Raw genomic sequence first — 25,337 nt, forward strand, 5'->3', positions numbered from 1 at the left:
CCTGTATTGGAATTTTTATAATAAATATTTTGACGTTTCAGTAAAGAGCATATATATTCTTATATGAGCACGTAATCATATATTGATATTTCTAGTGTCAGGTTAGAATGCTCAATAAAAGATAAGAAATAATAAAGCATATGAATCAAGAAACTTTCGTTAAGGAGGAGATTTTTATGGGTCACAATCATACTACGGGAGCTAATAAAAAGGTCTTATTGATCTCTTTTATCATGATTACAGGTTATATGATGATAGAAGCCATAGGTGGATTTTTAACAAATAGTCTGGCGCTTTTATCAGATGCAGGCCATATGCTGAGTGATTCAATTTCATTAATGGTTGCCTTGATTGCTTTTACATTAGCTGAAAAAAAGGCAAATCACAATAAGACATTCGGCTATAAACGATTTGAGATTCTTGCTGCTGTGATAAACGGTGTTGCATTAATTCTTATTTCTCTTTATATCATTTATGAAGCAATCGAACGTTTCTCTAACCCACCAGAAGTAGCAACAACTGGCATGCTTACGATTAGTATTATCGGGTTAGTTGTGAATATATTAGTCGCATGGATTATGATGAGTGGCGGAGATACAAAGAATAATCTGAACATAAGAGGAGCTTATTTGCATGTGATAAGCGATATGCTCGGCTCTGTAGGTGCCATTCTAGCTGCCATACTTATCATCTTCTTTGGATGGGACTGGGCAGACCCATTGGCTAGTATGATTGTGGCTATTCTTGTTCTAAGAAGTGGTTACAATGTGACTAAAAGTTCCATTCACATATTAATGGAAGGAACTCCAGAACATATTGATGTCACTGACATCATTCGTGCAATTGAAGAGACAGAGGGAATTCAAAACATTCATGATTTACACATATGGTCTATCACAAGTGGATTAAATGCTCTTTCTTGCCACGCTGTGGTTGACGATCAGCTGACCATTTCAGAAAGTGAAAATATTTTACGCAAAATTGAACATGAGCTTGAGCATAAAGGCATTACGCATGTAACCATTCAAATGGAAACAGAAGCACATAATCATGACAATGCGATCCTTTGTCAGGCCACAATTGAGAAGCCGCATGACTACCATCATCATTAAAATTTTTATCTGATGAGGTTCAGTTTTAGTCTATCTCTCGTATGAATAAAATTAGTGGGAGGCTTAATATGTATGACACGATAGTAATTGGAGCTGGTCAAGCAGGAGTCTCAATAGGATATTATCTTAAGCAGACCGACCAAAAGTTTATCATTTTGGATAAAAGTCAGGGGGTTGGGGAGAGCTGGACAGAACGGTATGACTCATTGGTTTTATTTACTTCTCGAATGTATAGCTCTTTGCCTGAGATGCATCTTGAAGGAGAAAAAAACGGATTTCCTTCAAAAGATGAAATTGTAGCTTATCTAAAGAAATATGTTGAAAGATTTGATATTCCAATCCAATTACAGACAGATGTAATAAGTGTTCTAAAATCAAAGAATTATTTCTTAATAAAAACAAATCAGGGAGAATATCAATCAAAGAATCTTGTCATTGCTACAGGTCCTTTTCATACCCCTAATATTCCATCAATATCAAAAGATTTAGCTGATAATATTAATCAACTACACTCGTCACAATATAAGAATTCAAAACAATTGGTACATGGAAATGTACTAGTAGTTGGTGGGGGGAATAGTGGTGCGCAGATAGCTGTTGAATTATCCAAAGAAAGAGTTACATATTTAGCCTGTAGTAATAAACTTGTTTATTTGCCTTTATTGATCGGAAAAAGAAGCATCTTTTGGTGGTTTGATAAATTAGGAGTTTTACATGCAAGTCATACATCGATATTAGGCAAATTCATTCAAAAGAAAGATGATTCAATATTTGGGTATGAATTAAAACATGCAATAAAACAGAGGGAGATTATGTTAAAAACAAGAGTCGTAGCTGGAAAGCAAAATGAAATCATTTTTAAAGATTCATCTTCATTAGAAGTAAACAATATTATTTGGGCTACAGGTTTTAGGAATCCCCTTAAATGGATAAATATAAAAGGTGTTTTGAATAAAGAAGGCCGAATCATACATCATAGAGGTGTTTCACCTGTAGAAGGATTGTACTTTATAGGTTTGCCTTGGCAGCATAGGCGAGGTTCAGCATTGCTTCAAGGCGTAGGAAATGATGCTGAATACATTGTAAAACGAATTAACGGGGAATAAACTATGTAGAGCAGTAACTAACATGTGAACTGCTCCTATTTTTTGTGGGAATAAGTTTAGGAAGCAGAGATGTGCCTTCTCTTTTATATTTAAGAAATTAGAACAAAGAAGCGAAGAAATCTCTTCAAGACATACTCATATTTTTATGTTCAATAATGTAAGAGGAGAGAAACGAGCCTAAAATTATCTTGGTTAATCATATCAAAGGTACCGAAGAAAAAGTTTGCGGTTTTTTTGCGGTTCAAACACTTTTTTGAAATGTTAGAATATTACATAAAAAGACATAAAAGGAGGGGTCCTGTGAATCCGGTTTTATCATCGTCAGAAGTTGGCGTAAAGATCAATGAATGGTATAAAATGATACGTCAATTTAGTGTCCCGGATGCAGAGATTTTAAAGGCAGAGGTGGAGCAAGAAATCCAACGGATGGAGGAAGATGAGTATTTACTCATTTACTTCTCCCTAATGAAATTCCGTCATCAACTCATGTTAGATTATTTGGAACCCGTAACAACACGTATAAGACCAACTATTGACGAACTTCTTGAAAAAATTGAGACTTCAAATAAAGGCATATCTGGTCTTTTGTCGTATTATTCTCTGTTTTTCAGAGGGATGTACGAGTTTGATAAGAAGCAATACATGAAAGCTATTTACTATTATAGAGAAGCTGAAAAGCAGCTTATACATGTCCCTGATGAGATCGAAAGGGCAGAGTTTTATTTTAAGTTAGCTGAAGCATATTATGGTATGAAGCAAAGTCATGTGTCTATGCATCACGTTAAACAAGCATTGGATATTTATAATCAATATGAACTTTATAAGGTGCGAAAAGTTCAATGTATGTTTGTTATTTCAGGGAATTATACTGATTTTAAACATTACGAAAAAAGTCAGCCGCATCTTGAAAAGGCATTAGAGTTATCTAGGGAATTGAATAACAAAAGGTTGATTAGTTCTGCACTATATAATTTAGGCACTAATTTTGCTGATAGTGGTGATTACGAGCAGGCGGAAGTATACATAAAGCAAGCAGTGGAGATTACAGAAAAAGAAAAGCTCACAAACTTGCCACATTCTTTATTTTCTTATGCAAAAATCCTTTTTAAACAAGGAAAAATGAATGAGGCTATCCAAGTAAGTAAGAAAGGTTTGTCAGCAGCTCTTTATCAAGGTGATGAGCTTTTCGCAAAATTACAGGGATATTTAAAAGCTCTTTATGTCGATGCAGTGGACCAACAAGGTGTTAATAAAACAATAGAATACTTAGAAAAAAATAAGAACTATTCATATATTGAAGACATTGCCTGTGAGACCGCAGCTGCTTACGCAAACTCAAAAGAATTTGAAACATCCTATGTATATCATCAGAAAATGCTTGAGACTCAAACACAAATTCAAAGGGGAGAATGCCTGTATGACTTTTAAAAAGAAGGTATGCCTAATCCTGGGTTTGTCACTTGTTTTAGTGTGTAGTTTCGGATCCAACTTAACAGAAAATCAAACTCAAAACACATTTCATATTGCCTCTGATCGTTTTCAAACTTGATAATATTACATTCAACCTCCTTCAGAAATGGAGGTTTTTTTATTTGATATCAACAGAAACAATGGAATCAAATGCGATATAATTAGTATCCCCCCTTTAAATCCTTGAGGAATAACCTTTACTTTTGGGGAGAGAAAAAGGCAATAGGGCACCGCAATTTAAATTTTCGGTGAGACCGCAATAACTTTTTAGTTCTCATGGAAAATCTCTCGATGGTGAATTAAGTGGTTTTGAGGATTAGCTCATTAAAAACTCACTTCGTAGATGAAGACAGTGCTTCAAAAGTGATTTTAAAATTGCTGCAGAACAAGTTATGCATAAAGAGAAAGTTGATCAGACCTTTTATTTCTATTTTGGATGATTGCTGAACTTGTACCCATTTTTGTGCATAAAATATAAAACTGTGTAAAAAGATGTAATGAATGACTTCAAAATTACTTAGGACCTAATGGCCGAAGTAATTGTCCGAGAAAACACTGGTTGTTTCAAACTATCGGTGTTTTTATTTGTCTCATTTTATGGGGGTGTACCACTTACATAAAGTTCTTTTATGCCCCCTAGAGAATATACATGTAAAAATATTTTTTCATATGGGGGATTATATGAAGTTGCAAGGGAGGATAAGTTTAAGCGTTGGTTGGATAACTTTGTTTCTAATGGGTACTGATTTATTTGTGGTATCCCCATTATTACCGTTTATTTCGGAAGTATATAAAGTTAGTGCATCAACCACTGGATGGATGGTAACTGTTTTTGCAGTTACATATGCTTTTTCGGCTCCTTGCTTCGGTTGGCTTTCAGATATCAAAGAACGGAGAACATTGATTACATTTGGCTTATTGCTGTTCGCTATTTCTAATATGCTAACTGCATTTTCTCCTTCATTTTTATGGTTGATTGTTAGCCGTATTTTAGCTGGTTTATCCGTTGCTTCAATCACTCCTTTGATATACGCAATCATTGGAGATACTGCCCCGCCTAACCGAAGAGGAACATGGCTTTCGATTGTTGTCTCAGGACACTTGACGGCTCTTTGGGCAGGAGCGCCAATCGGTACGTTATTAGAGCATTTTCTTGGATGGCGCTCAGTATTTGTTGTAATGGCAATCATAGGAGCCGTATTGGCGGCAGTGAATTTTAAAACATGGGAATCTATTCCTAAAAATGGTTTAACAAGAAACCTGTTAGAAGGAAATCTGCTAAGAATACTTGGTTCTGTAAGTGTTACTACCATTTGGGCGATTTCAATGTATACCCTTTATGTTTATTTAGGTGCAGCTCTTTACTCTAAAAATAAATTCTCGTCATCAGAAATCGCATTAGCTGTTGCTTTTTATGGTGTCGGTGCTGTTTTAGGGAGCCTTACAAGTGGGCAATTAACAGATAAATTTGGAGAAGAGAAAATTTCGAAGGTTACGCTAATTTTGTTAATTTTAATACTCATTTGTTTAGGGATATTCTTCTCATCTGGCGATTGGATTTATTTCTTTCTTTTTATATGGGCTTTAGTTGGGTATGCAGGATTTACATCATACCAAGCAAGATTAGCAGTGGAATATCCAAAAGAACGAGGAATTGTTATGGCATGGAATAATACAGCTCTGTATATTGGTATTACCATTGGTTCAATGATTGGGGGTTATGTCATATCTAATTGGGGATATTCTTCACTTCCATATGTTTGTAGCGTTGCAGCAATCGTAAGTTTTGTGCTTAGTACCCAAAAGGTACAAGAAGCCAAAAAAGATTCAGCTTTTTCAACAGATACATGACCACGGAACAAAGTCTATTTGGGGTTCAGCCGAGATACATGTATAAGGGGTCATAGGATTGTTTTTATTTCCAAATCCTAAAATATCAAAAGTGACATTAGGAAACATGGATTTTTTGCACAAAGCTTAACTTCAAACTAAAAAAGTCAAATTTCCTGTCACGCTAAGCCACTTTTCATTAAAGCCGGATTCCTGTTCAACTAGAGGCTCAGGCTTATGTTCATTACACTCTGATTCTCGTTCGCTTTACTCAGTTATATTTTTCAAGCCGATCTTTGAGATTTGTGCGGACAGCAGGCCATTCCTTGGCAATGATTGAAAAGTAAGCTGTATCCCTAATGCTACCATTACTTGCAGGGAGATGTGCCCTGCGAATGCCTTCAAAAGTAGCACCAAGACTTTGTACAGCAGAACGTGAACGTATGTTACGAGCGTCAGTTTTCAGTGTGACTCTGATAGTATTCCACGAATCAAATGCATGTGCAAGCATCAGAAGCTTGCACTCTGTATTAACACCAGTACGTTGAAATGAAGCTCCATACCAGGTGCTACCGATTTCTGCCACGGTTGGTGGAGTCAAATCTGTAGGGGAAGTCCCACTTGCAACGCCCGGTGGCCATGAAAAAACTTCGAGAGCAAAAAGCCGCGGATCTGTTTTGAAACATCATAAAAATGGATAAAGAAATTTCTCGTTTCAAAACTGGTTGTCTAGTTTTGAAATTTGATTTCCATATTCATCAAAATTGCTTTCCAAAAGCCACTTTTCGAACCGATTTTTTATATTGGGCCATTCTTTATCAATTATCGAAAACCAAGCTGTATCTCTATTTCTTTGTTTGTATACAAGTGCTTGCCTAAAAGTTCCTTCATATTGAAATCCCAATCTTAGAGCTGCCTTTCTAGAAGGATCGTTTAAACTATCACATTTCCATTCATAACGTCTATAGTGCAGCTCTTCGAATACGTAACGCGCCAGTAGAAACTGTGCTTCAGTAGCAATTCTAGTTTTTTTTAGTCTTTCAGAGTATATTACATGTCCAACTTCCACTGAACTATTTTCGATATTGATCCTCATTAGTGAAAAAGAGCCCAGTGCTTCGTTACTGTCATTGTCAACTATTGCATAGTAAAAAGGGTCTTCTGATTTTATTAATTTTGATAAGAAAATTTCGAATTCCTTTTCACTTGTAAATTTTTCGGTTGGCAGATAGGTCCATTGTTTATCGTCACTCTCGGGTCCATAAACAATTTTGTACAGATCATCAAAATGCTTCATTGATACCTTTTCTAACGTACAGTATTTTCCTGCTATTGTGTTTCTTGTTGGAACTAGTGGATGCTGATAGCCCTCAACTGGCTCACCGATTTTTTGTCCAAATTGGTTAATTTGCATACTTAACATATCCTTTCTTAGATCAACCCACGAAGTAGGGAACTTATGCTTGTTAATATTACATTGAATGTTTAATAAGATTGATTTCTCTAACTTTTGGGGATTCCATCAGCGTAAGAATTCTCCCAATAAAGTACCTAGTTCAAGAATAATCCAAACAATTTAACCGATCGTATCTGAGTAAAATCAATCCTCTTATTATCTGTACATACTAATTTTATTGGCGGATATTATGCATTTTTTTATCCCAACTTTCTTTATAAATGATAAAATCATTTTAGAGAATTTCTGTACCTAATAAAAGTGACAGAATTTAAAAAAACAATAGGGACAGATGGAGGGTTAACAGTGGAAATTACCCCATTTTTACATAGGGAGTCGTCTGAGCCGTTATATAGTCAATTGTATCATTGGATTAAGAATGAAATTGAGGAAGGTAGGCTCTTGCCAGGAATGAAGATGCCATCAATTCGTCAGCTAACGGCTCATTTAAAGGTTAGCCGAAACACGGTTGAGACAGCATATCAGCAGCTACAATCAGAGGGATACCTAGAAAGTGTCCCTAAAAGTGGAATATGGGTAGCTGAGATTGAGAAACCTTTACTACATCCGATTGTTGTGGAACATCCTATTAGGTTGGAAAGTAAACAATCAAGCGAGGTCCTTGTGGATTTTAAATATGGAAACATCGATCTGGAGAAGTTTCCCTTGAAGCAGTGGAAAAAATGTCTGTCAGACGCAGTTGATCAAGTATTTCATTATGGAGAAAATCAGGGTGACTTTGCATTGAGGAGAGAGATTTCAAACTATCTGCTTCAATCCAGAGGTGTACGCTCTACACCGGAACAGATTCTTGTAACGGCCGGAACACAAGCCTCCATGGCGTTAATCTGCCGTCTTTTAGCACTTCAGGAAAAAACCGTGGCCATGGAAGAACCCGGTTACAGTGGAGTTCGATCAGTCTTAAAAGACCAAGGATGCCAAATTGAACCAGTGCCTCTTGAGAAGGACGGATTGTCAATGGAGCATATTCAAATGAGCAAGGCAAAAGCAGTGTATTTAACGCCTTCTCACCAATTTCCATTTGGTATGATTATGTCCATATCGAAAAGAATGCGTTTACTAAAATGGGCTTATCAAACTGGGGCATACATTATTGAGGATGATTATGACAGCGAGTTTCGATACAGGGGACAGCCGATTCCTTCACTGAAATCATTGGATGAAGAGGAAAGGGTTATTTATTTAGGTACATTTTCTAAATCATTTCTACCTTCAGCTCGATTAAGTTATATTGTATTTCCATCCTCTCTAATGGTTCAATATTCACGAAAGTTCGCAGCTTACAAGCAATCTGCTTCTCCTATTATTCAGAGGGCTATGGCCATGTTTATGCAATCCGGGGAATTTGAGAGGCATATACGAAGAATGCGCAAGATTTATCAAAGAAAACATCAGACTCTGTTAAGGAGCATTGAACAGTATATGAGCAATCAAGTAAAAATTGTTGGAGAAAAGTCAGGCTTACATATCTTATTGAAACTAAAAGGCGTAACAGCCTTCGAGTTGATCGAAGCTGGTTTCCAAAAAGGTGTCAAAGTATATTCTCCGTCAAGGTTTTGGCTTAATCCAAACCCCGAAAATGATTCCTATATCATGTTGGGATTTGGTGGATTATCAATTGAAGAAATTGAAAATGGAGTAAGATTACTCGCTAGCTGCATCCCATGAAGAGGGAGAACAGTAAGTAATAAACATATTGGCTTAAAGAATGATGGTGATATATGTAGGTATCGACCGAGAAACAAGCGATCAAGGGGTCAAGCATCGACAGCCAGATAGAGGCCTGGCCTGTATAAAGAAAGCAGGGACTAAGGATGTGCTGAAGTATGCCGATGAAGCTTTGGGGAGCTTTTAGAACGTCCGGCTTTGAATTGCTTAAGGATAAGGATGGATTCAAAATTGCCGCAGATCGAGTTGGTGCATAACATAGTTTTGAGTAATTTTCCAAATAATAAACCCACCTTCATCTTTACAATAGAAGCTGGGTTTATTATTTCAGGTAGTTTTTAAAGTGTTAAAAATATTACGTGCTTGTTGTTTTCAACTCATTTATTTGAAAATTAGATTCTTTCTTCTTTCTAACTTTTAAAGTTAATAGCATTAATATGATTGAAATAAAAAGTAATAAAAAGAATGCAAAATTATAAGAGTTTGTTATATCTTTTGCAGCCCCAACAAGTATAGGGACAGCGCCACTTATAATGTAACCACCGAATTGAATCATAGCAGTCCATTGACTAGCATCTCTTGGTGTAGTTGTTGCGTCTAAAGGAAGGATCATCGCTATTGGAAATAACCCTCCGGCACCAATCCCAGTCAAAATAGCACTAATAATGGGTGAAATACTTCCAGCTATTAACGTGATTATCCCGATAAAATAACATAAAGCACATAGAATAATCCAAGGTTTTCTATTTGGATTATTATTAATTAAAATAGGGATGATGAAGCTGAAAATCATCTGTATGATTGAAAAAACAGTAGCAGTTGTTGCTGCATATGTGGCACTAAAACCTACTTCTTGTACTTTTGGAGCTAGCCATGTTGCAAAAGAATAATACATGCCAGACTGTAGGCCAAAAATCACCATTAGCAGCCATACATATCGATTTCTCCAAGGTAATTGGTTTTTTTGTTTTACAGACTCCCCTTCTACACTTTTCTTTAGTTTAGATTTTTTAATGATTGGCATCCAAACAATTATTCCAATTCCAGCGAATAAAGCCCATATTGCTAAAGCGATGTTCCAAGAATTATTAAAAGAATGCATAGCGGGCACTACCAACCCAGAACTTAAAGATGCTCCAACGCCCATGCCAGCTGAATAAACACCAATCATTGAAGATGAATATTTAGGAAATTGTTTTTTTATATATCCAGAGATAAGTGGACCGGCTATTGCAATTCCAATTCCGGTAAGTACAGCCGTCATTAATAATAGAAAAGGGAAGGTTGCCATAAAGCGCAACGCTGTTGCTAGTCCAATTAATAAGACTGAAAATGCAATGGTCAATTCAATTCCCCATCGTTGACTAAGCTTTGCAGCCACAGGAGCAAATACCCCCATACAAAAAACTGGGAGGGCTGTAAGTAAACTAACCGAAACATTAGACATTTGTAAGTCTGCCTGAATAGTTTTTAAAACTGGAGAGATTGATGTAATGGAAGCACGTAAGCTCATGGATATAACAAACAAAGAAAAGATGCTCCAAATTATATAAATGTTTCCCTTTTTTTTCATAATTATAAACGCTCCTTTTATGATTTTAGATGATTGTTTGATATAATATAGTTAACTTTTTCGTTTGAATGTATACTATAGTTATATCTTTGGTATACTATAATATATTTTGTTGATAGAATCAATGCGAAAGGTGTGAAAAAGTGAAGGAAGAAAATATTGACTTATCCAATCAGGTAGGGATTAAACTTAGAGGAATTCGAAGAAGTAAAAAAATTAGCTTGGAAGAGTTATCTAACTTAAGCAATGTCAGTAAATTAACTCTAGGTAAAATTGAAAGAGGCGAAGCGAACCCAACAATAAATGTCTTATGGAAAATATGTAGAGGATTAAATATTCCATTAGCATCTTTACTAACTTTTGAAGAGGAAATTGAAGTACACCGATTTGTGCCTCCCCATCACTTTGCGGGACAAAATAATGATTGGTTTATCAACCCATTGTTTAAGGCACTTGGCACGGTTGAATGGTATAGAGCATGTATCGATCCAAACAGTGAGTACAGTGAGTCACATTTGGCTGGATCTGAAGAAATCGTACTTGTATTAAATGGTCAATTGGAAATGAAAGTTGGAGAGGAAAAACACCAACTCAACAAGTGGGATGTCATTAAATTTAAAGGTGAAGAGATTCATACGTACATAAACCGTTCAGACGAAAAAGTGTACTTAATGATTTCTTTAACCTATACAAGCCCTTAAGCTCAAACTTTTCAAGAGAGGAATTTTTTGTTTATCACTGGTTATTTTAATACCTACCGTATGAGGATAATCTTAATTCGAAAAGCAAGTTCATTTAAGATCAGGCTACCAATGTGGTAGCTTTTTTATTTACTATAGGGGCAGTATTCTGTTATATACCAGGGTTTCTTCTAATTTTTGCCCTACTTCTGTTTTCTTAAATAGTCCCCTCAACAAAAATTTGTATTGTTGAAATTGCATTAATAACTGGCAATAAAAACGCTACTTCATTTTTAAAATGAGAATAAATCTTTGTAAACGATAATAAGCTAATTTTGATTTAAGGCTTTGATTAGAAAATAAAATCTCTCCTATTGAGGATCTAAGGAGTGTAGAAATGTCTCAACAAAACATCGATTGTTTCAAATTATCGGTGTTTTTTATTTTCTGCATATACATTGAAACGTTTAATAACACTGTAGTTTAATTTAAAATCTCCTCATTTGGACAAACAGCTGTTACATAGCATTACCCAAGGGGTGATGCATTTTATGAAGGTGATAATCATCGAGGGAACGCAAGCTGGCAAATGCATTAACGATTGCTATCAATATTTAATAAAACGTTATAGGAAGAAAATCCAGGGTGATAGCAATATATGTAAGGGTATCAACCGAGGAACAAGCGATCAAGGGATCAAGGAATCGAGTATTGACAGCCAGATCGAGGACTGCATAAGAAAGCAGGGACTAAGGATGTGCTGAGGCATGAACGATTTTCTGACGAGCTTTTAGAACGTCCGACTTAGAATCGCTTGAGGGAGAATGCGAGTAAAGGACTTAAGTTTGCTAAGGTCCTGAACGTCTTTCTCGTAAATGATCATTGAGCTTATCAGTGCTGACGAGTTGAGATAGTGAGACAAGCGGTTAGGTGGAAAAATTTTCATGACTCTTTCGTATATTCTGTCTCCATTAGTTTCGAAAATTTTAAAAGAAGCATGTAAATGAATAAGAGAAAGCCGGCATATTAGATCCGGCTTCTTCTGCATTATTTCCCCTTCGCTTTCTTCCGCTTTTCCTTTTCCGCCCGGTAGAACTCATGAAACATCTTCATCAGCGCCCGTTTCTCAATCCGAGATACATAGCTGCGCGAAATACCGAGTTCTTTGGCAATCTCACGCTGCGTTTTTTCCTTCTTTAAATCAAGCCCAAACCGCCCGACAATCACTTCCTTCTCACGGTCATCTAAAATGTCAATGTATTGCTTCACTTTTTCAAGCTCCATATTGAGCTGAATCGTATCAATCACGTCTTCATTTTCTGATTTTAGGACATCGATCAGGCTTATTTCATTCCCTTCTTTATCCTGCCCGATCGGATCATGAAGGGACACATCTTTTTTTGTTTTTTTCAATGCTCGCAAATGCATGAGGATTTCATTTTCAATACATCGCGCAGCATACGTCGCCAGTTTTGTCCCTTTTCCGGCGGAATAGCTTTCAATTCCTTTGATCAGCCCGATTGTTCCGATGGAGATTAAGTCCTCTGCGTCTTCACCTGTATTTTCAAACTTTTTTACAATATGGGCGACCAAGCGAAGATTATGCTCAATCAGCATGTTTCTGGCATGTTCATCCCCTTTAGCCATGAGCTCTAAGTATTTTTTTTCGTCGCTGCTTGAGAGCGGTTGTGGAAAGGCATTGTTTTTCACGTAAGATACTAAAAAGACAAGCTCTTTAACTACAAAACCGAGCGCTGCGAAAACACCTGTCACCATCGTCACCTCCACATGATTATGTAGGCAAAAGCCTATATGTCAATGTATGTGATCGGAAGGCTGTCTGTGTCTGTACCGGGAAATTTCTCAATGGGGAGCTTAGGTTTTGTTTTTTAAAATAATCTTTACGCTGCCCCCATACATTTAAATGAACGAAACTGTATGGGGGGATGAGGATGAAAAGATGGATGGCAATGCTTCTTCTGGCGGCAGCAGTTTTTCTTGGTTTATTGGGAAAGGATATGACGGCTCCGCAACAGGTCAAGGGGGCTGCTTTATATGACAAAGTTTTATATTTTCCGTTGTCTCGTTATCCGGAAACCGGGGATCATATAAGAGATGCGATTGCCGAAGGACATTCTGATATATGTACAATTGATCGTGATGGAGCGGACAAAAGGCGGGAGGAATCATTAAAAGGAATTCCGACGAAGCCTGGCTACGATCGGGATGAATGGCCGATGGCAGTTTGTGAAGAAGGAGGTGCCGGAGCCGATGTCCGATATGTAACGCCTTCTGATAATCGCGGCGCCGGTTCATGGGTAGGAAATCAAATGAGCAGTTATCCAGATGGCACCAAAGTGTTGTTTATTGTTCAGTGATAAAAGAAGAGGCTCAATTCTGAGCCTCTTTTGCTATGATCCTATTTTGCCGCTAGGCTGATTCTCCTGAGGAGGATACGATTCTGTTTCTCGCCAATACTGGCGTGTTCCTTCTTCACGTACAACAATTCCGATCTTTGCGAGTTCAAGACGGAAATCTTCAATGTCGTCTGTTTCCTCTTCTTTCAGTGCTTTCTGACGAGCCTTCAATATAGCATGAGCGCTTGGAGAGAGATCGGGTGATTCAGGTACCCATCGTCTAAATTTATCTTTAAACGGGTCTCCTTCAGCCGACCACACGTAATGGTGCTTTTTAAAGGCCTGTTCAATGATTTTAGGTTTTTCATCTATTTCTTCACGTGCCAGTTCATATCCGTCTGTTCCTAAGAGGACAAGCCGTTTATGATCAATAAATACCAGAGCAATGTCTCCGGAGTTGATCGTTTGAACATGCTTGCCTTTCATTAATTCCACGGAGTCGTCTGTAATGTGTACAGTTAATAGCAATTTCATGATTGAATGAGCGAACCATATACCGGCAATCAGGCCAAGCAGCGCGGTGATAAACTTCACCGGTGATCCGTGAAAAGAGGCAACAAGCCGAAGAGGGCCTTCTAATGGAATCCAGGGCAGAGATAATGCCCATTTCGCAAGCTGATGAAAAAAATAACCTATGAGAAGACCGATGATTGCAAATGTAACGTATAATAAACATTTCGCGGTTTTCGTAATTCCAATTATAGTTTGTGTTTGATCCTGCAAGTTTTCACCTTCTTAGCTAGAAATAAGTTGAATTCCCTTCCCATATTTTAACTTAAATAGAGAGGAAATCAAGAATGTTTCCGCGATTTTTGCTGTCATACATGAAGCCGCCAAATGATTATCAAGCCTTCTTTATGATAAAGATTATACAGAAACGATATAACACGGAGCAGTAAGTTACTGGGGATAAAAGGAATCACTCTTGCTGATCGCGGCCCGCTTTTGTTTTTTATTTGAGAAAACAGGACGTATCACATAGCAGTTCACAGGGAACATAAAGAGTAATGGCTTTAGAGTTTAGACAACCAGGAGGAACTCACATGAAAATAGGATTGATCGGCTTAGGGAAAATGGGCATAAACATAGGAAAGCAATTGATCGACCGCAATCATCAAGCAATCGGTTATGACGTGAATCAAGCGGCTGTTGATGAACTGATATCTTATGGGGCTGAGGGGACAACAAATATAAAAGAATTGATTTCATTTTTAGATACGCCGCGAATTCTGTGGATGATGGTGCCGCATGGCGTTGTAGATACTGTACTGAGTGATGTGGCACCGTTATTAAACGAAGGGGATATTATCATTGAGGCTGGAAATTCTCATTATAAAGAATCGATCCGGCGCTACAATCAAATGAAAGAAGCCGGTCTTCATTATCTCGACGCCGGAACTTCGGGCGGTATGGAGGGGGCGCGTCACGGGGCTTGTTATATGGTTGGAGGAGATCCGGAAGCATGGCGTATCGCGGAGCCGCTGTTTCGGGATACTGCTGTAGAAAATGGATATTTATATGCCGGAGAAGCGGGCAGCGGCCACTTTTTGAAAATGATTCATAATGGCATTGAGTACGGAATGATGGCTGCCATTGGTGAAGGATTTGAAGTGCTGGAAAACAGTCCGTTTGAATTTGACTATGAGAAAGTCGCAAGGGTATGGAATCATGGCTCTGTCATAAGGTCGTGGCTTATGGGGCTGACTGAGCGAGCTTTTTCTAAAGACGCGAGGCTGGATCAGATCAAAGGCGTCATGCATTCCTCAGGGGAAGGGAAATGGACAGTGGAAACGGCACTAGATCTGCAGACAGCAGCTCCGGTGATCGCGATGTCGCTCTTGATGAGATACCGTTCGTTAACAGACGATACGTTTACAGGAAAGGTCGTTGCTGCGCTCCGTAATGAATTTGGAGGACATGCAGCAGAAAAAAAGTAAGGGGGGCGAAGCGGGCCGCCCTTATTTTTTTGACGCTTTCACCAGATGAGGAAACTTTATATATATGATTAGCATCAGGATCAGAACGTAGGCCCCGTAAATACTGAAAGATAATAATTTGTTGCTGGAGAAATTGGCGCCGGCAATGGTAACAACTAAAATGTTCGGAATTTTTCCTATTAAAGAGGCGAAGAAAAAAACATGCCACCGAACACTGCTTAGTCCGCATACAACGTTCATGACTAGAGAAGGGATAACAGGGATAAGCCTTCCCAATAAAACTGCAGTAAACGCATTTTTATCGAATGAAGCCTCGTAGCCTTGTATAGCAGGATAAGCTTTTATTTTTTTTCTGGCCCAATCTCGAAAGCTGTACCTCGCGAGAAAAAACAGCAATATCGTGCCGAGCATTGAACCGGCCAGTGTAATCCAAACACCATTTGCAATTCCGAACACAGCGCCATTTAAAGCTGCAATGATTGCAAACGGCACAATCGGGAAAAAGACGTCGGCGGCTATCAGCAGCATACTACATAAAACGGAGATCAATCCGCCTGCTTTTATAGCATCAAGCCAAGCTTCTTTCTGATAGGACCCGACTGCAATAACGGCGATGATCAAGATTATACCTAAAGTCTTTTTTAACATATCAATTATCCACTCCCAACACTTGTGGCGATGTCAGGAGGCAGAATCTCCGGCATCTACGTTAGTATAACTTGTACCGTTTCGGTGGTTCAACTGTAATACGAGTGGGGGGAAATACAATTCTTTTTTATCTAGTAAAATAGGCTGTCCATTTCTCTTGTTGCTGCATTCTTTAATAGTAGGGAGGGATAGAAATGGTAGCGATAAAAAAGGATTCTATACCAAAATCAAACGATAACCGTCCCGGCTATGCGATGACACCTGTATATATTACCGTGCACAATACAGCAAATACCGCCAAAGGTGCCGATGCAAAAATGCACGCTGATTATGTGAAAAACCCAAGTACATCTGTCAGCTGGCATTTTACAGTAGACGATTCAGACATCTATCAGCATCTTCCTCTTACTGAAAACGGGTGGCATGCTGGCGACGGCACCAATGGGACAGGGAATCGCAAATCAATCGGGATTGAAATCTGTGAAAATGCAGACGGCGATTTTGACAAAGCAGTAGCTAATGCGCAGTGGCTGATCAAAAAATTAATGAAGGATCACAATATTTCGCTGGATCGTGTTGTTCCCCACAAAAAATGGTCTGGAAAAGAATGTCCCCGCAAACTCTTACATCAATGGAGTGCTTTCAAAAACGGAATTTCTTCCTCTGATACGCCATCTAAAGAATCACCCAAATCTTATCCTCTGCCTTCAGGAGTAATAAAACTCACTGCGCCTTATAGAAAAGGCACTAAAGTTCTTCAGCTGCAAAAGGCTTTAGCCGCCCTTCATTTTTACCCCGATAAAGGCGCGAAGAATAACGGTATTGACGGCATTTATGGACCGAAAACAGCAAATGCCGTGAAACGTTTTCAGCTGATGAATGGATTAAAAGCTGATGGTATCTACGGACCAAAAACAAAGGCCAAGCTTAAAGCGAAATTAAAATAAATGCAGAGGTAATCAGTAGCCTGTTTCCTCTGGCGGAAGCAGGTTATTGCATTCAACTCTTTGAAGTGTTTTTTCGCAGAAAAAGTCGGGAACTGAAATAGATATCTCATCCCTTACTGGAAATAGAATGATTTTAGTTGAGAGGGACACGTTAACAATAGAGAGAACGCTATAACGAAAAAACTCTGCGTTGAATGAAACAGAACAGAGGTATAACATAAAGATGAAGCTTTTGGGGGTGTAAAGATGAAGTATATGTTCATCCTTTTCCTTCTGCTGTTCGTTACAGCAGGATGTGAAGGAAAGGGATACGAAGACGTGGTAGCATTTGGTGACAGCAATACACGCGGCTCTAATTGGGATTATCGTGACTATCCAAAAGCGCAGCAGTGGGTCAATATTTTAAAAACGGCTGAACGCGGGAATCTTGATATCCTCAACGCAGGAATTGGAGGACAAACGACTGAAGATGCCCGTTTACGGTTTCAAACAGATGTACTCGATCAAAAACCTAAGCATCTTTTTATTATGTTTGGCACTAATGACGCTGGGATTCTGGCTGAAGGAAAGCCAAGAGTGTCAAAGCTGCGTTTCAGAGAGAATCTGGTTTACTTTATAAAAGAAAGCAGAAAACACGGCATCAAGCCTGTTTTAATGACGTGTATCCCTATTATTGAAGGAAACGGGAAGCATCACCTCTTTTACTATTCCAGGTATAAAGCGGCTGCTTTTGAATCAAAAGGCGGGGCGAGAAAGTGGCATAACTCATACAATGATATTACAAGAGATGTCGCGAAACATATGAATGTGCCTCTCGTAGACAACTGGAAGCACTTTATAGAAGCAGACGGCGGAAAAGCTACTGATGAAGCACTTATCCAATCCGGCTTGATAGATCCTTCAGGCAATCATATGACACCTAAAGGGGCAAGGATAGTTTATGAAGGAATACAAGATGGGCAGGTCCTGAAGCGCTGATCCGGACAAAGACCTAAGCCGTTTTATTTCTCCTACATAGGCTGTTATAGAAACATTTTTAAGGAGGCGCGCTTCACATGTACAGCGGTTATTTATACACGTATCCTTTCGGCGGCTGGCCATATGGCGCAAGCAGAGCATACGGATACGCTTTTATCGTTGTTTTGATTGTTGTTCTCCTGATTGTGGGCGGAGTGTATTGGTTCACATGAAATCCAGCCCTGGAAACACCTCTTTTTAGGGGTGTTTTTTGCTGAAAACAGTAGTAAAGCGCGTAACTGAAGTGATATAATATCAGTCATCTGAGTAAAAAAAGGAAATACGCCCGGAAAAAATAGACAAATTCCTATTAAGAAGATACGGAAATAATATGTCCGAGCGATCTTCTTTTTATTTCGTTTTCGATTAACTCGATAAAGTCACGGTTTAAATTCATTTCGGTGGCTTTGAAATAAGATTCTATTAATAATTCATCAGACAATTTTCTCATGCTAGGAACCCAATTAATGGGAGAGACACCTCCTTCATAGTTGGAATCATTCATGACTTTGTGACATACATTTATAGGTTGCGTTCATCTGAAGCTGAAGATTATCTTTAATCTACCATGAATTGCATATAAGAACAATCGTTCTGTTATCCACACCAAAAAGTGGATAACTTGTGAGTATCGTGTTTATAATTTGTCTAAAGAGTGATGTAATAAGAGTGGATAGTGTGTGTAAATTTATCCACACCTGGTGAAGAAACCCAATTTTTGTCGAAATTTTTTTGCTCAGTTTTTCTTTAAGCGCAAGTTCGATTTTTTTCGACATGAATTTTAAGAGAAAGAAAAGGGAAGGGTGCGGGTTTTGTTAAAAAAGTTTTTTTTACCTGACGAGTTTGTTAAAAATATTTTTCATATTACACCTGAAAAATTAAAGGAACGAAATGTAAAAGGAATTATCACTGACCTGGATAATACACTTGTTGAATGGGACAGACCAAACGCGACACCACGATTGATCGAGTGGTTTGAAGAAATGAAAGAGCACGGCATTAAAGTGACGATTGTCTCTAATAATAATGAGCGAAGAGTAAAACTTTTCTCGGAACCGCTCGGCATACCATTCATCTATAAAGCAAGAAAACCGATGGGCAAAGCTTTTAATAGAGCAGTGCGTAATATGGAGCTGAAAAAAGAGGACTGTGTTGTCATCGGAGACCAGCTGCTGACTGATGTACTCGGCGGGAACCGTAACGGCTACCATACGATCCTGGTCGTGCCTGTCGCTTCCTCGGATGGCTTTATTACGCGCTTTAACCGCCAGGTCGAACGCAGAATACTGAGTGCTCTCAAACGAAAAGGGCACATTCAGTGGGAGGAGTAAGAATGGAAAAGGTTGTTTGTATCGGCTGCGGAGTCACAATCCAAACCGAAGACAAAAATGGTCTGGGATACGCTCCGCCGGCTTCGCTTTCTAAAGAAAGTGTGATTTGCCAGCGCTGCTTCAGACTGAAAAACTACAATGAAATACAAGACGTTTCCTTAACGGATGATGACTTTTTAAACATCCTTCATGGAATTGGAGAAACGGATTCTCTCGTTGTTAAAATTGTTGATATTTTCGATTTTAACGGCAGCTGGATTAATGGATTGCAGCGCTTAGTCGGAGGCAATCCTATATTGTTAGTCGGAAACAAGGCAGATATTCTGCCTAAATCGCTCAAAAGAGAACGGCTGATCCAGTGGATGAAGCGCGAGGCGAAAGAGCTTGGCTTAAAACCGATTGACGTATTTTTGGTCAGTGCGGGACGCGGCCAGGGAATCAGAGAAGTCATTGATGCGATTGAGCATTACCGTAACGGTAAGGATGTTTACGTTGTCGGCTGTACCAATGTAGGGAAATCAACGTTCATTAACCGGATTATTAAAGAAGTGTCAGGTGAAGACAACATTATCACGACATCCCAATTCCCGGGCACAACTCTTGATGCTATTGAAATTCCGCTAGATGACGGCTCTGCGCTTTATGATACACCGGGAATCATCAATCACCATCAAATGGCGCACTATGTAAACAAAAAGGATTTAAAAGTACTCTCGCCCAAAAAGGAACTGAAGCCGCGCACATTCCAGCTAAACGATCAGCAAACGCTGTATTTCGGCGGACTGGCAAGGTTTGATTATGTTTCAGGTGAAAGAGCTGCCTTTGTCTGCTATATGCCGAATGAATTAATGATTCACAGAACGAAACTGGAAAATGCAGACGCGCTTTATGAAAAGCACGCAGGAGAATTGCTCACACCGCCGGGAAAAGATGATATGGATGAGTTTCCAGAGCTGGTTGCCCATACGTTTACGATGAAAGAGCAAAAGACAGATATCGTTTTCTCTGGGTTAGGCTGGGTAACGGTGCATGACGCGAATAAAAAAATAACGGCTTATGCGCCAAAAGGCGTTCACGTATTTGTTCGGCGCTCATTAATTTAACAAAAAGGGGAGAGGAGTATGAAGAAGCTGTACGGGGTTATCGGAAATCCGATTGCGCATTCCATGTCGCCGGATATCCATAATGCGGCTTTGAAGGATCTTGGTTTGGACGGACACTACCATGCATTTAAGGTGGAAGAGAATCGTCTGGAAGATGCGGTAAAAGGGATAAGAGCTCTTGGTGTACAAGGCATCAATGTGACTGTTCCGCACAAGGTTTCCATCATGGATCATCTCGATCATATTGATGAGAGCGCAAAAGTGCTTGGTGCCGTTAACACTGTCAGAAGAGAAGGAGACAAGCTTGTCGGATATAATACAGACGGAGAAGGCTTTGTGAAATCTTTAATGAGAATTTTGGACAAACCAGTCTCCGAACTGTCTTTCTTAATGATCGGCGCGGGCGGGGCAGCCAGAGCGATTTTTACAACGATCGTCCGCGACAATCCGGAAAAGTTTGATATTTGCAACCGAACGATAGAAAAAGCCAAACAGCTCGCAGAATCTGCTCCCTCGTTCCGCAATGTAGAAGTGTTAAGCATAAAAGAAGCAGAAGAACGGCTTGAGCAGTATGATGTAATTATCCATACAACATCTGTAGGCATGTATCCAAACGTGGAAGATATTCCGCTTTCATTGCAGCGTGCTGCAAGCAGTGCGGTTGTTTGCGATATCGTGTATAATCCGATTCAGACTTCACTATTAAAAGAAGCAAAGCAAAAAGGTCTGAAAACACTGGATGGAGTCGGCATGTTTGTTGAGCAGGCGGCATTGTCTTTCCGCTTATGGACGGGACATGAGCCTGATGTTGAAAAAATGAGATCTATTGTAGTAGGGAAATTAGGAGGGAAATAATGTTAACAGGAAAACAAAAACGTTTCTTGCGTTCAAAAGCGCACCATTTAAGCCCGATTTTTCAAGTAGGAAAGGGCGGAGTCAATGACAACATGATTAAACAAATTTCTGAAGCGCTTGAAGCGAGAGAGCTGATTAAAATCAGCGTTCTTCAAAACTGCGAAGACGATAAAAATGATGTTGCGGAAGCTCTTGTAAAAGGAAGCCGCGCACAGTTGGTTCAGATGATCGGCAATACGATTGTTTTATATAAGGAATCAAAGGAAAATAAACAAATCGAGCTTCCTTAAGGTGGTTGAAATGAAGAAAATCGGAATTTTCGGAGGCACGTTTGATCCTCCGCATAACGGTCACCTTTTAATGGCGAATGAGGTGCTGTATCAGGCGGAGCTCGACGAAATTTGGTTTATGCCCAATCAAATTCCTCCGCATAAACAGGATGAAGACTATACAGACAGCACTCATCGGGTGGAAATGCTGAAGCTTGCTATTCAGTCTAATCCATCCTTTAAGCTGCAGCTGGCTGAAATGGAAAGAGAAGGGCCGTCATATACCTTTGATACCGTTTCTTTACTAAAGCAGCGATATCCGAATGATCAGCTTTTCTTTATTATCGGTGCTGACATGATTGAATACCTGCCGAAATGGTATAAGCTGGACGAGCTGCTGAACCTTATTCAATTTATCGGAGTAAAGCGCCCCGGTTTTCATGTTGAAACCCCTTATCCGCTTCTCTTTGCAGACGTTCCGGAGTTTGAGGTATCATCGACTATGATAAGGGAACGGTTTAAAAGCAAGAAGCCCACTGACTACTTAATCCCTGATAAAGTGAAGAAGTATGTAGAGGAGAATGGTTTATATGAATCGTGAGAAGGCACTTGCCTGCGTCAAGCAGCAATTGACCGAGCACCGATATATCCATACAATTGGCGTAATGAACACGGCGATTGAACTTGCGGAGCGCTTTGGCGCCGACTCCAAAAAAGCGGAAACGGCGGCTATCTTTCATGATTACGCCAAATTCCGCCCGAAAGAAGAAATGAAACAAATTATAGCCAGAGAAAAAATGCCCGCGCATCTGTTGGATCACAACCCGGAACTGTGGCATGCTCCGGTCGGCGCTTACCTAGTCCAGAGAGAAGCGGGAATTCATGACGAAGATATTCTTGACGCGATCAGATATCATACCTCTGGGCGTCCGGGCATGACGCTTTTGGAAAAAGTCATTTACGTTGCTGATTATATTGAACCAGGCCGTAAATTTCCCGGTGTCGATGAGGTGCGTGAACTTGCAGAAACGGATTTGAATCAAGCGTTGATTCAGTCGATCAAAAATACAATGATTTTTCTAATGAAAAAAAATCAACAGGTTTTCCCAGATACATGTTTAACTTATAACTGGCTTGTGTCTGGCAAATGAACAGGAGGAATATGTGAATGAATCAAACGTCCATTTTAAAGATTGCAGCTGCGGCTTGCGACGATAAGCGGGCAGAGGATATTTTAGCACTAGATATGGAAGGAATTTCTCTGGTTGCGGATTATTTTCTGATCTGCCACGGTAATTCAGACAAACAAGTGCAGGCCATTGCGCGTGAAATCAAGGACCAGGCTGAAGAAAACGGCATTGAAGTCAAAAAGATGGAAGGCTTCGATGAAGCAAGATGGGTATTAGTTGACCTTGGGGATGTCATTGCCCATGTGTTTCATAAGGATGAAAGAAGCTATTACAACCTAGAAAAACTGTGGGGAGACGCTCCGCTCGCAGACCTGGAACTTGGAATGAACCAATGATTTACCAAGGCTTTGCAAGCGTGTATGACGAGTTAATGTCTCACGCACCTTACGACAAATGGACAAAGTGGATTGAAGCATCTCTACCGGAAAAAGGCCGTATTCTCGATTTGGCATGCGGCACCGGAGAAATTTCAATCCGGCTTGCCGAAAAAGGCTTTGAAGTCACCGGGATTGATCTCAGTGAAGAAATGCTTTCTTACGCCCAGCAAAAAGTACCAGCTAAACAGCCGATTCTTTTCCTTCAGCAGGACATGAGAGAGATTACCGGATTTGAAGGCCAGTTTGACGCGGTTGTGATCTGCTGTGACTCCTTGAATTATTTAAAAACGAAAAATGACGTAATGAATACCTTTAAAAGTGTATTTCAGGTGCTGAAGCCGGACGGCATATTGCTGTTTGATGTTCATTCACCGTATAAAATAACCGAGGTTTTTCCTGGGAGCACGTTTGCTGATCAGGACGAAGATATCAGCTATATTTGGCAAAGCTTTGCCGGAAGTGAAGAGCTTTCCGCCATTCATGATATGTCGTTTTTTGTTTGGAACGGAGAGGCGTACGACCGCCTCGACGAAACACATGAGCAAAGAACGTTCCGAGTGGATGAATACGAAGAAATGCTGGCAAGCTGCGGCTTTCAGCTTCATAAGGTTACCGCTGATTTTACCGATTCAGCGCCGTCACCACAATCTGAGCGCCTGTTCTTTAAAGCACAGAAATCAAAAACCATCGTTTACTAAGACGATGGTTTTTAAAATGCCTTTTTACCCTTTTGCATACAACAGAAGGCTATGACATACTCGTTTACACATGAAACTGCTTCTTCACCGCGGAAATATCCTCTTCGTACTTCAAATGCGTATTTTGAAACACCCGATGAAACATATCCTGTACACCGCTTTCGAGTGCTTTAATGCCTTCTCCTGTCACGCCGCCTTTTACGCAAACTTTTTCCTGTAATGCAGGAAGGGTATACAATTCGGTTTCTAACAGTTTCCCCAGCCCGACAAGCATTTCTTTACACATGAGTATAGCGTCCTGTTTAGACACTGACGTTTCCGTAACGGCTGCATCTATAAACCGCTGAACCAGATAGCTCATAAAAGCGGGTCCGCAGCTTACGATATCTGACGCTACTCTTGTGATGTCACTTTCAATTTGCAGCGGATTAGAAATGTGCTTCATCAGCTCGTTGATTTTTGTTTTTGCTGCCTCCCCGCAGCTTTTACCGAAGGTGACAAGAGAAACGCCAGCAAGCGCCCGGTTTGTAATACTCGGGATAACTCGTGCCACTTGACATGGCACATACTGTTCCAGCTGATCAGTCTGAAGCGGGCTTGTAATTGAAATGAGAATGTGATCCTTTGTTAAATAAGGGACTGCCCTTGACAATAATGGATATATATCAAGCGGCTTTACACAGATGAAAATGATCTCATTTTCTGCAACAAGTTTTTCAAGGCTCTCTGTTACGTTTAAGCTGTTGTAGCGGTTTTTTATCTTCAACGCTTTTTCAATTGTGCGGTTTGTGATTGTGATGTTTGAGGGATCGGCTGCTTGTGATTCAATAAATGATTCTATAAGGATCGTACCCATATTTCCAGTGCCGATAAAGCCAATCTTCAATGATTTCCCCTCCTTTGAGCTATTATCCTCTAAACCATATGTGATAAAGAAACAAAATATGACGAAAGCGGGGTGCATGCAAGTTGAATTGGTTGAATCAACATAAAACGATAATCATGTCAGCGGGCGCTGCTGCTGTTCTCATTGCAGTTCTTTGCCAGTTTTTTTTCAGCGGACATAACAAAGAGCCTGTAAAACAAGTTATATCTAGTGAAAAGGGAAATGCGGAGGTCAAGCAGGAAGCAACAAAAGACAAAGCTGAAGAAAATATTGTAATTGATATAAAAGGCGCTGTTAAGCATCCCGGCGTTTATGAAATGCATACGGGAGACAGAGTATCGCAGGCTATTGAGAAAGCAGGCGGCATTGGTGAAAAAGCAGATGAAACGCAAGTGAATTTGGCGGAACTTTTACAGGACGGTACAGTGGTGTACATACCGAGTGAGGGAGAAGAGGCGGCACAGCAAGCGGCCGGCGGCGCTGTACAAAGCAGTAAGGGGAAGGAGACATTGGTCAATATCAACACAGCAACATTAGAGGATTTACAAAACATTTCGGGAGTAGGACCTTCAAAAGCCGAAGCGATTATTGCGTATCGGGAAGAGAACGGGCGTTTCCAGACAATCGAAGATATCACAAAGGTTTCGGGAATTGGCGAAAAATCTTTTGAAAAAATAAAGTCTTCCATTACAGTAAAGTGAATTGACGGTCATGCATGATGATAGGTAAACTAAAGAACAGGCAAC

27 protein-coding genes and 4 pseudogenes are annotated in these 25,337 nt (G+C 39.7%); 22 read left to right on the plus strand and 9 right to left on the minus strand.

Annotation, left to right across the window (positions count from 1 at the left end; translation table 11 throughout):
- Positions 1-176 precede the first annotated feature (176 nt).
- The 4 genes from ACQVGS_RS08050 (at position 177) to ACQVGS_RS08065 (ending at position 5,539) form a co-directional block, all read left to right on the plus strand.
- Entirely contained in the window at positions 177-1,112 is a 936-nt protein-coding gene (locus ACQVGS_RS08050; RefSeq protein WP_400153465.1) for a cation diffusion facilitator family transporter, read from the plus strand.
- Between the two features lie 68 nt (positions 1,113-1,180).
- Positions 1,181-2,218 (plus strand): flavin-containing monooxygenase, encoded by a 1,038-nt coding sequence (locus tag ACQVGS_RS08055; protein WP_326374636.1) that lies wholly within the window; start codon positions 1,181-1,183, stop codon positions 2,216-2,218.
- Positions 2,219-2,518: 300 nt separating this feature from the next.
- Entirely contained in the window at positions 2,519-3,646 is a 1,128-nt protein-coding gene (locus tag ACQVGS_RS08060) for a response regulator aspartate phosphatase (RefSeq protein ID WP_400153467.1), read from the plus strand.
- Between the two features lie 723 nt (positions 3,647-4,369).
- Positions 4,370-5,539: an MFS transporter gene (locus ACQVGS_RS08065; RefSeq protein ID WP_127696745.1), complete on the plus strand. Its 1,170-nt coding sequence runs from the start codon at positions 4,370-4,372 to the stop codon at positions 5,537-5,539.
- Positions 5,540-5,789: 250 nt separating this feature from the next.
- Here the strand turns inward: ACQVGS_RS08065 and ACQVGS_RS08070 are convergent.
- Positions 5,790-6,134: pseudogene (locus ACQVGS_RS08070) on the minus strand (GNAT family N-acetyltransferase); the annotation flags it as partial.
- 99 nt (positions 6,135-6,233) lie between these two features.
- The gene (locus ACQVGS_RS08075) at positions 6,234-6,932 is read right to left on the minus strand and encodes a GNAT family N-acetyltransferase (RefSeq protein ID WP_106020131.1); all 699 of its coding nucleotides are present in this window, start codon (positions 6,930-6,932) and stop codon (positions 6,234-6,236) included.
- 348 nt (positions 6,933-7,280) lie between these two features.
- Between ACQVGS_RS08075 and pdxR the strand changes: the two genes are divergently transcribed.
- Positions 7,281-8,663 (plus strand): MocR-like pyridoxine biosynthesis transcription factor PdxR, encoded by a 1,383-nt coding sequence (gene pdxR, locus ACQVGS_RS08080; RefSeq protein WP_223255299.1) that lies wholly within the window; start codon positions 7,281-7,283, stop codon positions 8,661-8,663.
- Between the two features lie 40 nt (positions 8,664-8,703).
- Positions 8,704-8,876 (plus strand): annotated as a pseudogene (locus ACQVGS_RS08085) (recombinase family protein); the annotation flags it as partial.
- A 142-nt stretch (positions 8,877-9,018) separates the two neighbouring features.
- Here the strand turns inward: ACQVGS_RS08085 and ACQVGS_RS08090 are convergent.
- Positions 9,019-10,236 (minus strand): MFS transporter, encoded by a 1,218-nt coding sequence (locus ACQVGS_RS08090; protein WP_106020130.1) that lies wholly within the window; start codon positions 10,234-10,236, stop codon positions 9,019-9,021.
- Between the two features lie 143 nt (positions 10,237-10,379).
- On the opposite strand from ACQVGS_RS08090, the gene ACQVGS_RS08095 reads away from it, so the two are divergent.
- Positions 10,380-10,937: a helix-turn-helix domain-containing protein gene (locus ACQVGS_RS08095; protein WP_101861070.1), complete on the plus strand. Its 558-nt coding sequence runs from the start codon at positions 10,380-10,382 to the stop codon at positions 10,935-10,937.
- 624 nt (positions 10,938-11,561) lie between these two features.
- A pseudogene (locus tag ACQVGS_RS08100) lies at positions 11,562-11,721 on the plus strand (recombinase family protein); the annotation flags it as partial.
- Positions 11,722-11,853: 132 nt separating this feature from the next.
- Here ACQVGS_RS08100 and ACQVGS_RS08105 read toward each other — a convergent pair.
- Positions 11,854-11,964: pseudogene (locus tag ACQVGS_RS08105) on the minus strand (hypothetical protein); the annotation flags it as partial.
- A complete protein-coding gene (sigK, locus tag ACQVGS_RS08110) occupies positions 11,964-12,692 on the minus strand; it encodes an RNA polymerase sporulation sigma factor SigK (protein ID WP_174754429.1) in 729 nt (242 codons plus the stop codon). The gene sigK and the pseudogene ACQVGS_RS08105, both read right to left, overlap by 1 nt.
- 176 nt (positions 12,693-12,868) lie before the next feature.
- On the opposite strand from sigK, the gene nucB reads away from it, so the two are divergent.
- Entirely contained in the window at positions 12,869-13,294 is a 426-nt protein-coding gene (gene nucB / locus ACQVGS_RS08115; protein ID WP_095713328.1) for a sporulation-specific Dnase NucB, read from the plus strand.
- Positions 13,295-13,327: 33 nt separating this feature from the next.
- Here nucB and ACQVGS_RS08120 read toward each other — a convergent pair whose 3' ends face one another.
- On the minus strand, positions 13,328-14,056 hold the full coding sequence (locus ACQVGS_RS08120; protein ID WP_106020129.1) for a YqeB family protein: 729 nt from the start codon (positions 14,054-14,056) through the stop codon (positions 13,328-13,330).
- A 320-nt stretch (positions 14,057-14,376) separates the two neighbouring features.
- On the opposite strand from ACQVGS_RS08120, the gene gnd reads away from it, so the two are divergent.
- Complete coding sequence (gene gnd, locus ACQVGS_RS08125) at positions 14,377-15,270, plus strand: phosphogluconate dehydrogenase (NAD(+)-dependent, decarboxylating) (RefSeq protein ID WP_491831361.1); 894 nt, start codon at positions 14,377-14,379, stop codon at positions 15,268-15,270.
- Positions 15,271-15,291: 21 nt separating this feature from the next.
- Here gnd and ACQVGS_RS08130 read toward each other — a convergent pair whose 3' ends face one another.
- On the minus strand, positions 15,292-15,918 hold the full coding sequence (locus ACQVGS_RS08130) for a TVP38/TMEM64 family protein (protein ID WP_151175159.1): 627 nt from the start codon (positions 15,916-15,918) through the stop codon (positions 15,292-15,294).
- A 194-nt stretch (positions 15,919-16,112) separates the two neighbouring features.
- On the opposite strand from ACQVGS_RS08130, the gene ACQVGS_RS08135 reads away from it, so the two are divergent.
- The 3 genes from ACQVGS_RS08135 to ACQVGS_RS08145 all read left to right on the plus strand — a co-directional run bounded on the left by ACQVGS_RS08135 (position 16,113) and on the right by ACQVGS_RS08145 (position 18,055).
- On the plus strand, positions 16,113-16,865 hold the full coding sequence (locus ACQVGS_RS08135; RefSeq protein ID WP_127696751.1) for a peptidoglycan recognition protein family protein: 753 nt from the start codon (positions 16,113-16,115) through the stop codon (positions 16,863-16,865).
- Between the two features lie 246 nt (positions 16,866-17,111).
- On the plus strand, positions 17,112-17,843 hold the full coding sequence (locus ACQVGS_RS08140; protein ID WP_105953571.1) for an SGNH/GDSL hydrolase family protein: 732 nt from the start codon (positions 17,112-17,114) through the stop codon (positions 17,841-17,843).
- 77 nt (positions 17,844-17,920) lie between these two features.
- Positions 17,921-18,055, plus strand: coding sequence for a hypothetical protein (locus ACQVGS_RS08145; protein ID WP_010335019.1), 135 nt, complete (start codon positions 17,921-17,923; stop codon positions 18,053-18,055).
- A gap of 137 nt (positions 18,056-18,192) precedes the next feature.
- Here the strand turns inward: ACQVGS_RS08145 and ACQVGS_RS08150 are convergent, their stop codons facing one another.
- Positions 18,193-18,333 carry a sporulation histidine kinase inhibitor Sda gene (locus tag ACQVGS_RS08150; protein WP_003226124.1) on the minus strand — a complete coding sequence of 47 codons (141 nt, stop codon included), beginning with the start codon at positions 18,331-18,333 and terminating at the stop codon, positions 18,193-18,195.
- A 361-nt stretch (positions 18,334-18,694) separates the two neighbouring features.
- Here ACQVGS_RS08150 and ACQVGS_RS08155 point away from each other — a divergent pair, with 361 nt between their 5' ends.
- Genes ACQVGS_RS08155 through ACQVGS_RS08190 form a run of 8 tightly spaced genes read left to right on the plus strand, consistent with a single transcriptional unit; the run spans position 18,695 to position 23,705 of the window.
- On the plus strand, positions 18,695-19,213 hold the full coding sequence (locus ACQVGS_RS08155) for a YqeG family HAD IIIA-type phosphatase (RefSeq protein ID WP_003226126.1): 519 nt from the start codon (positions 18,695-18,697) through the stop codon (positions 19,211-19,213).
- Between the two features lie 2 nt (positions 19,214-19,215).
- Complete coding sequence (gene yqeH, locus ACQVGS_RS08160) at positions 19,216-20,316, plus strand: ribosome biogenesis GTPase YqeH (protein ID WP_024122119.1); 1,101 nt, start codon at positions 19,216-19,218, stop codon at positions 20,314-20,316.
- Positions 20,317-20,334: 18 nt separating this feature from the next.
- Positions 20,335-21,171 (plus strand): shikimate dehydrogenase, encoded by an 837-nt coding sequence (gene aroE, locus ACQVGS_RS08165; protein ID WP_038954228.1) that lies wholly within the window; start codon positions 20,335-20,337, stop codon positions 21,169-21,171.
- Positions 21,171-21,461, plus strand: coding sequence for a ribosome assembly RNA-binding protein YhbY (yhbY, locus tag ACQVGS_RS08170; RefSeq protein ID WP_106020126.1), 291 nt, complete (start codon positions 21,171-21,173; stop codon positions 21,459-21,461). The genes aroE and yhbY overlap by 1 nt, the downstream gene beginning before the upstream one ends.
- 10 nt (positions 21,462-21,471) lie before the next feature.
- The gene (locus ACQVGS_RS08175) at positions 21,472-22,041 is read left to right on the plus strand and encodes a nicotinate-nucleotide adenylyltransferase (protein ID WP_010335014.1); all 570 of its coding nucleotides are present in this window, start codon (positions 21,472-21,474) and stop codon (positions 22,039-22,041) included.
- On the plus strand, positions 22,031-22,591 hold the full coding sequence (yqeK, locus tag ACQVGS_RS08180; RefSeq protein ID WP_106020125.1) for a bis(5'-nucleosyl)-tetraphosphatase (symmetrical) YqeK: 561 nt from the start codon (positions 22,031-22,033) through the stop codon (positions 22,589-22,591). The genes ACQVGS_RS08175 and yqeK overlap by 11 nt, the downstream gene beginning before the upstream one ends.
- Before the next feature lie 17 nt (positions 22,592-22,608).
- Positions 22,609-22,965, plus strand: coding sequence for a ribosome silencing factor (gene rsfS / locus ACQVGS_RS08185; RefSeq protein ID WP_024122115.1), 357 nt, complete (start codon positions 22,609-22,611; stop codon positions 22,963-22,965).
- The gene (locus ACQVGS_RS08190; RefSeq protein WP_106020124.1) at positions 22,962-23,705 is read left to right on the plus strand and encodes a class I SAM-dependent DNA methyltransferase; all 744 of its coding nucleotides are present in this window, start codon (positions 22,962-22,964) and stop codon (positions 23,703-23,705) included. Before rsfS ends, ACQVGS_RS08190 begins: the two co-directional genes overlap by 4 nt.
- A 64-nt stretch (positions 23,706-23,769) precedes the next feature.
- Here ACQVGS_RS08190 and comER read toward each other — a convergent pair whose 3' ends face one another.
- Positions 23,770-24,591 carry a late competence protein ComER gene (comER, locus tag ACQVGS_RS08195; protein ID WP_024122113.1) on the minus strand — a complete coding sequence of 274 codons (822 nt, stop codon included), beginning with the start codon at positions 24,589-24,591 and terminating at the stop codon, positions 23,770-23,772.
- Between the two features lie 83 nt (positions 24,592-24,674).
- Between comER and ACQVGS_RS08200 the strand changes: the two genes are divergently transcribed.
- Entirely contained in the window at positions 24,675-25,292 is a 618-nt protein-coding gene (locus tag ACQVGS_RS08200) for a helix-hairpin-helix domain-containing protein (protein WP_106020123.1), read from the plus strand.
- Positions 25,293-25,337 lie beyond the last annotated feature (45 nt).

The sequence above is a fragment of the Bacillus sp. SD127 genome (genome assembly GCF_058566445.1).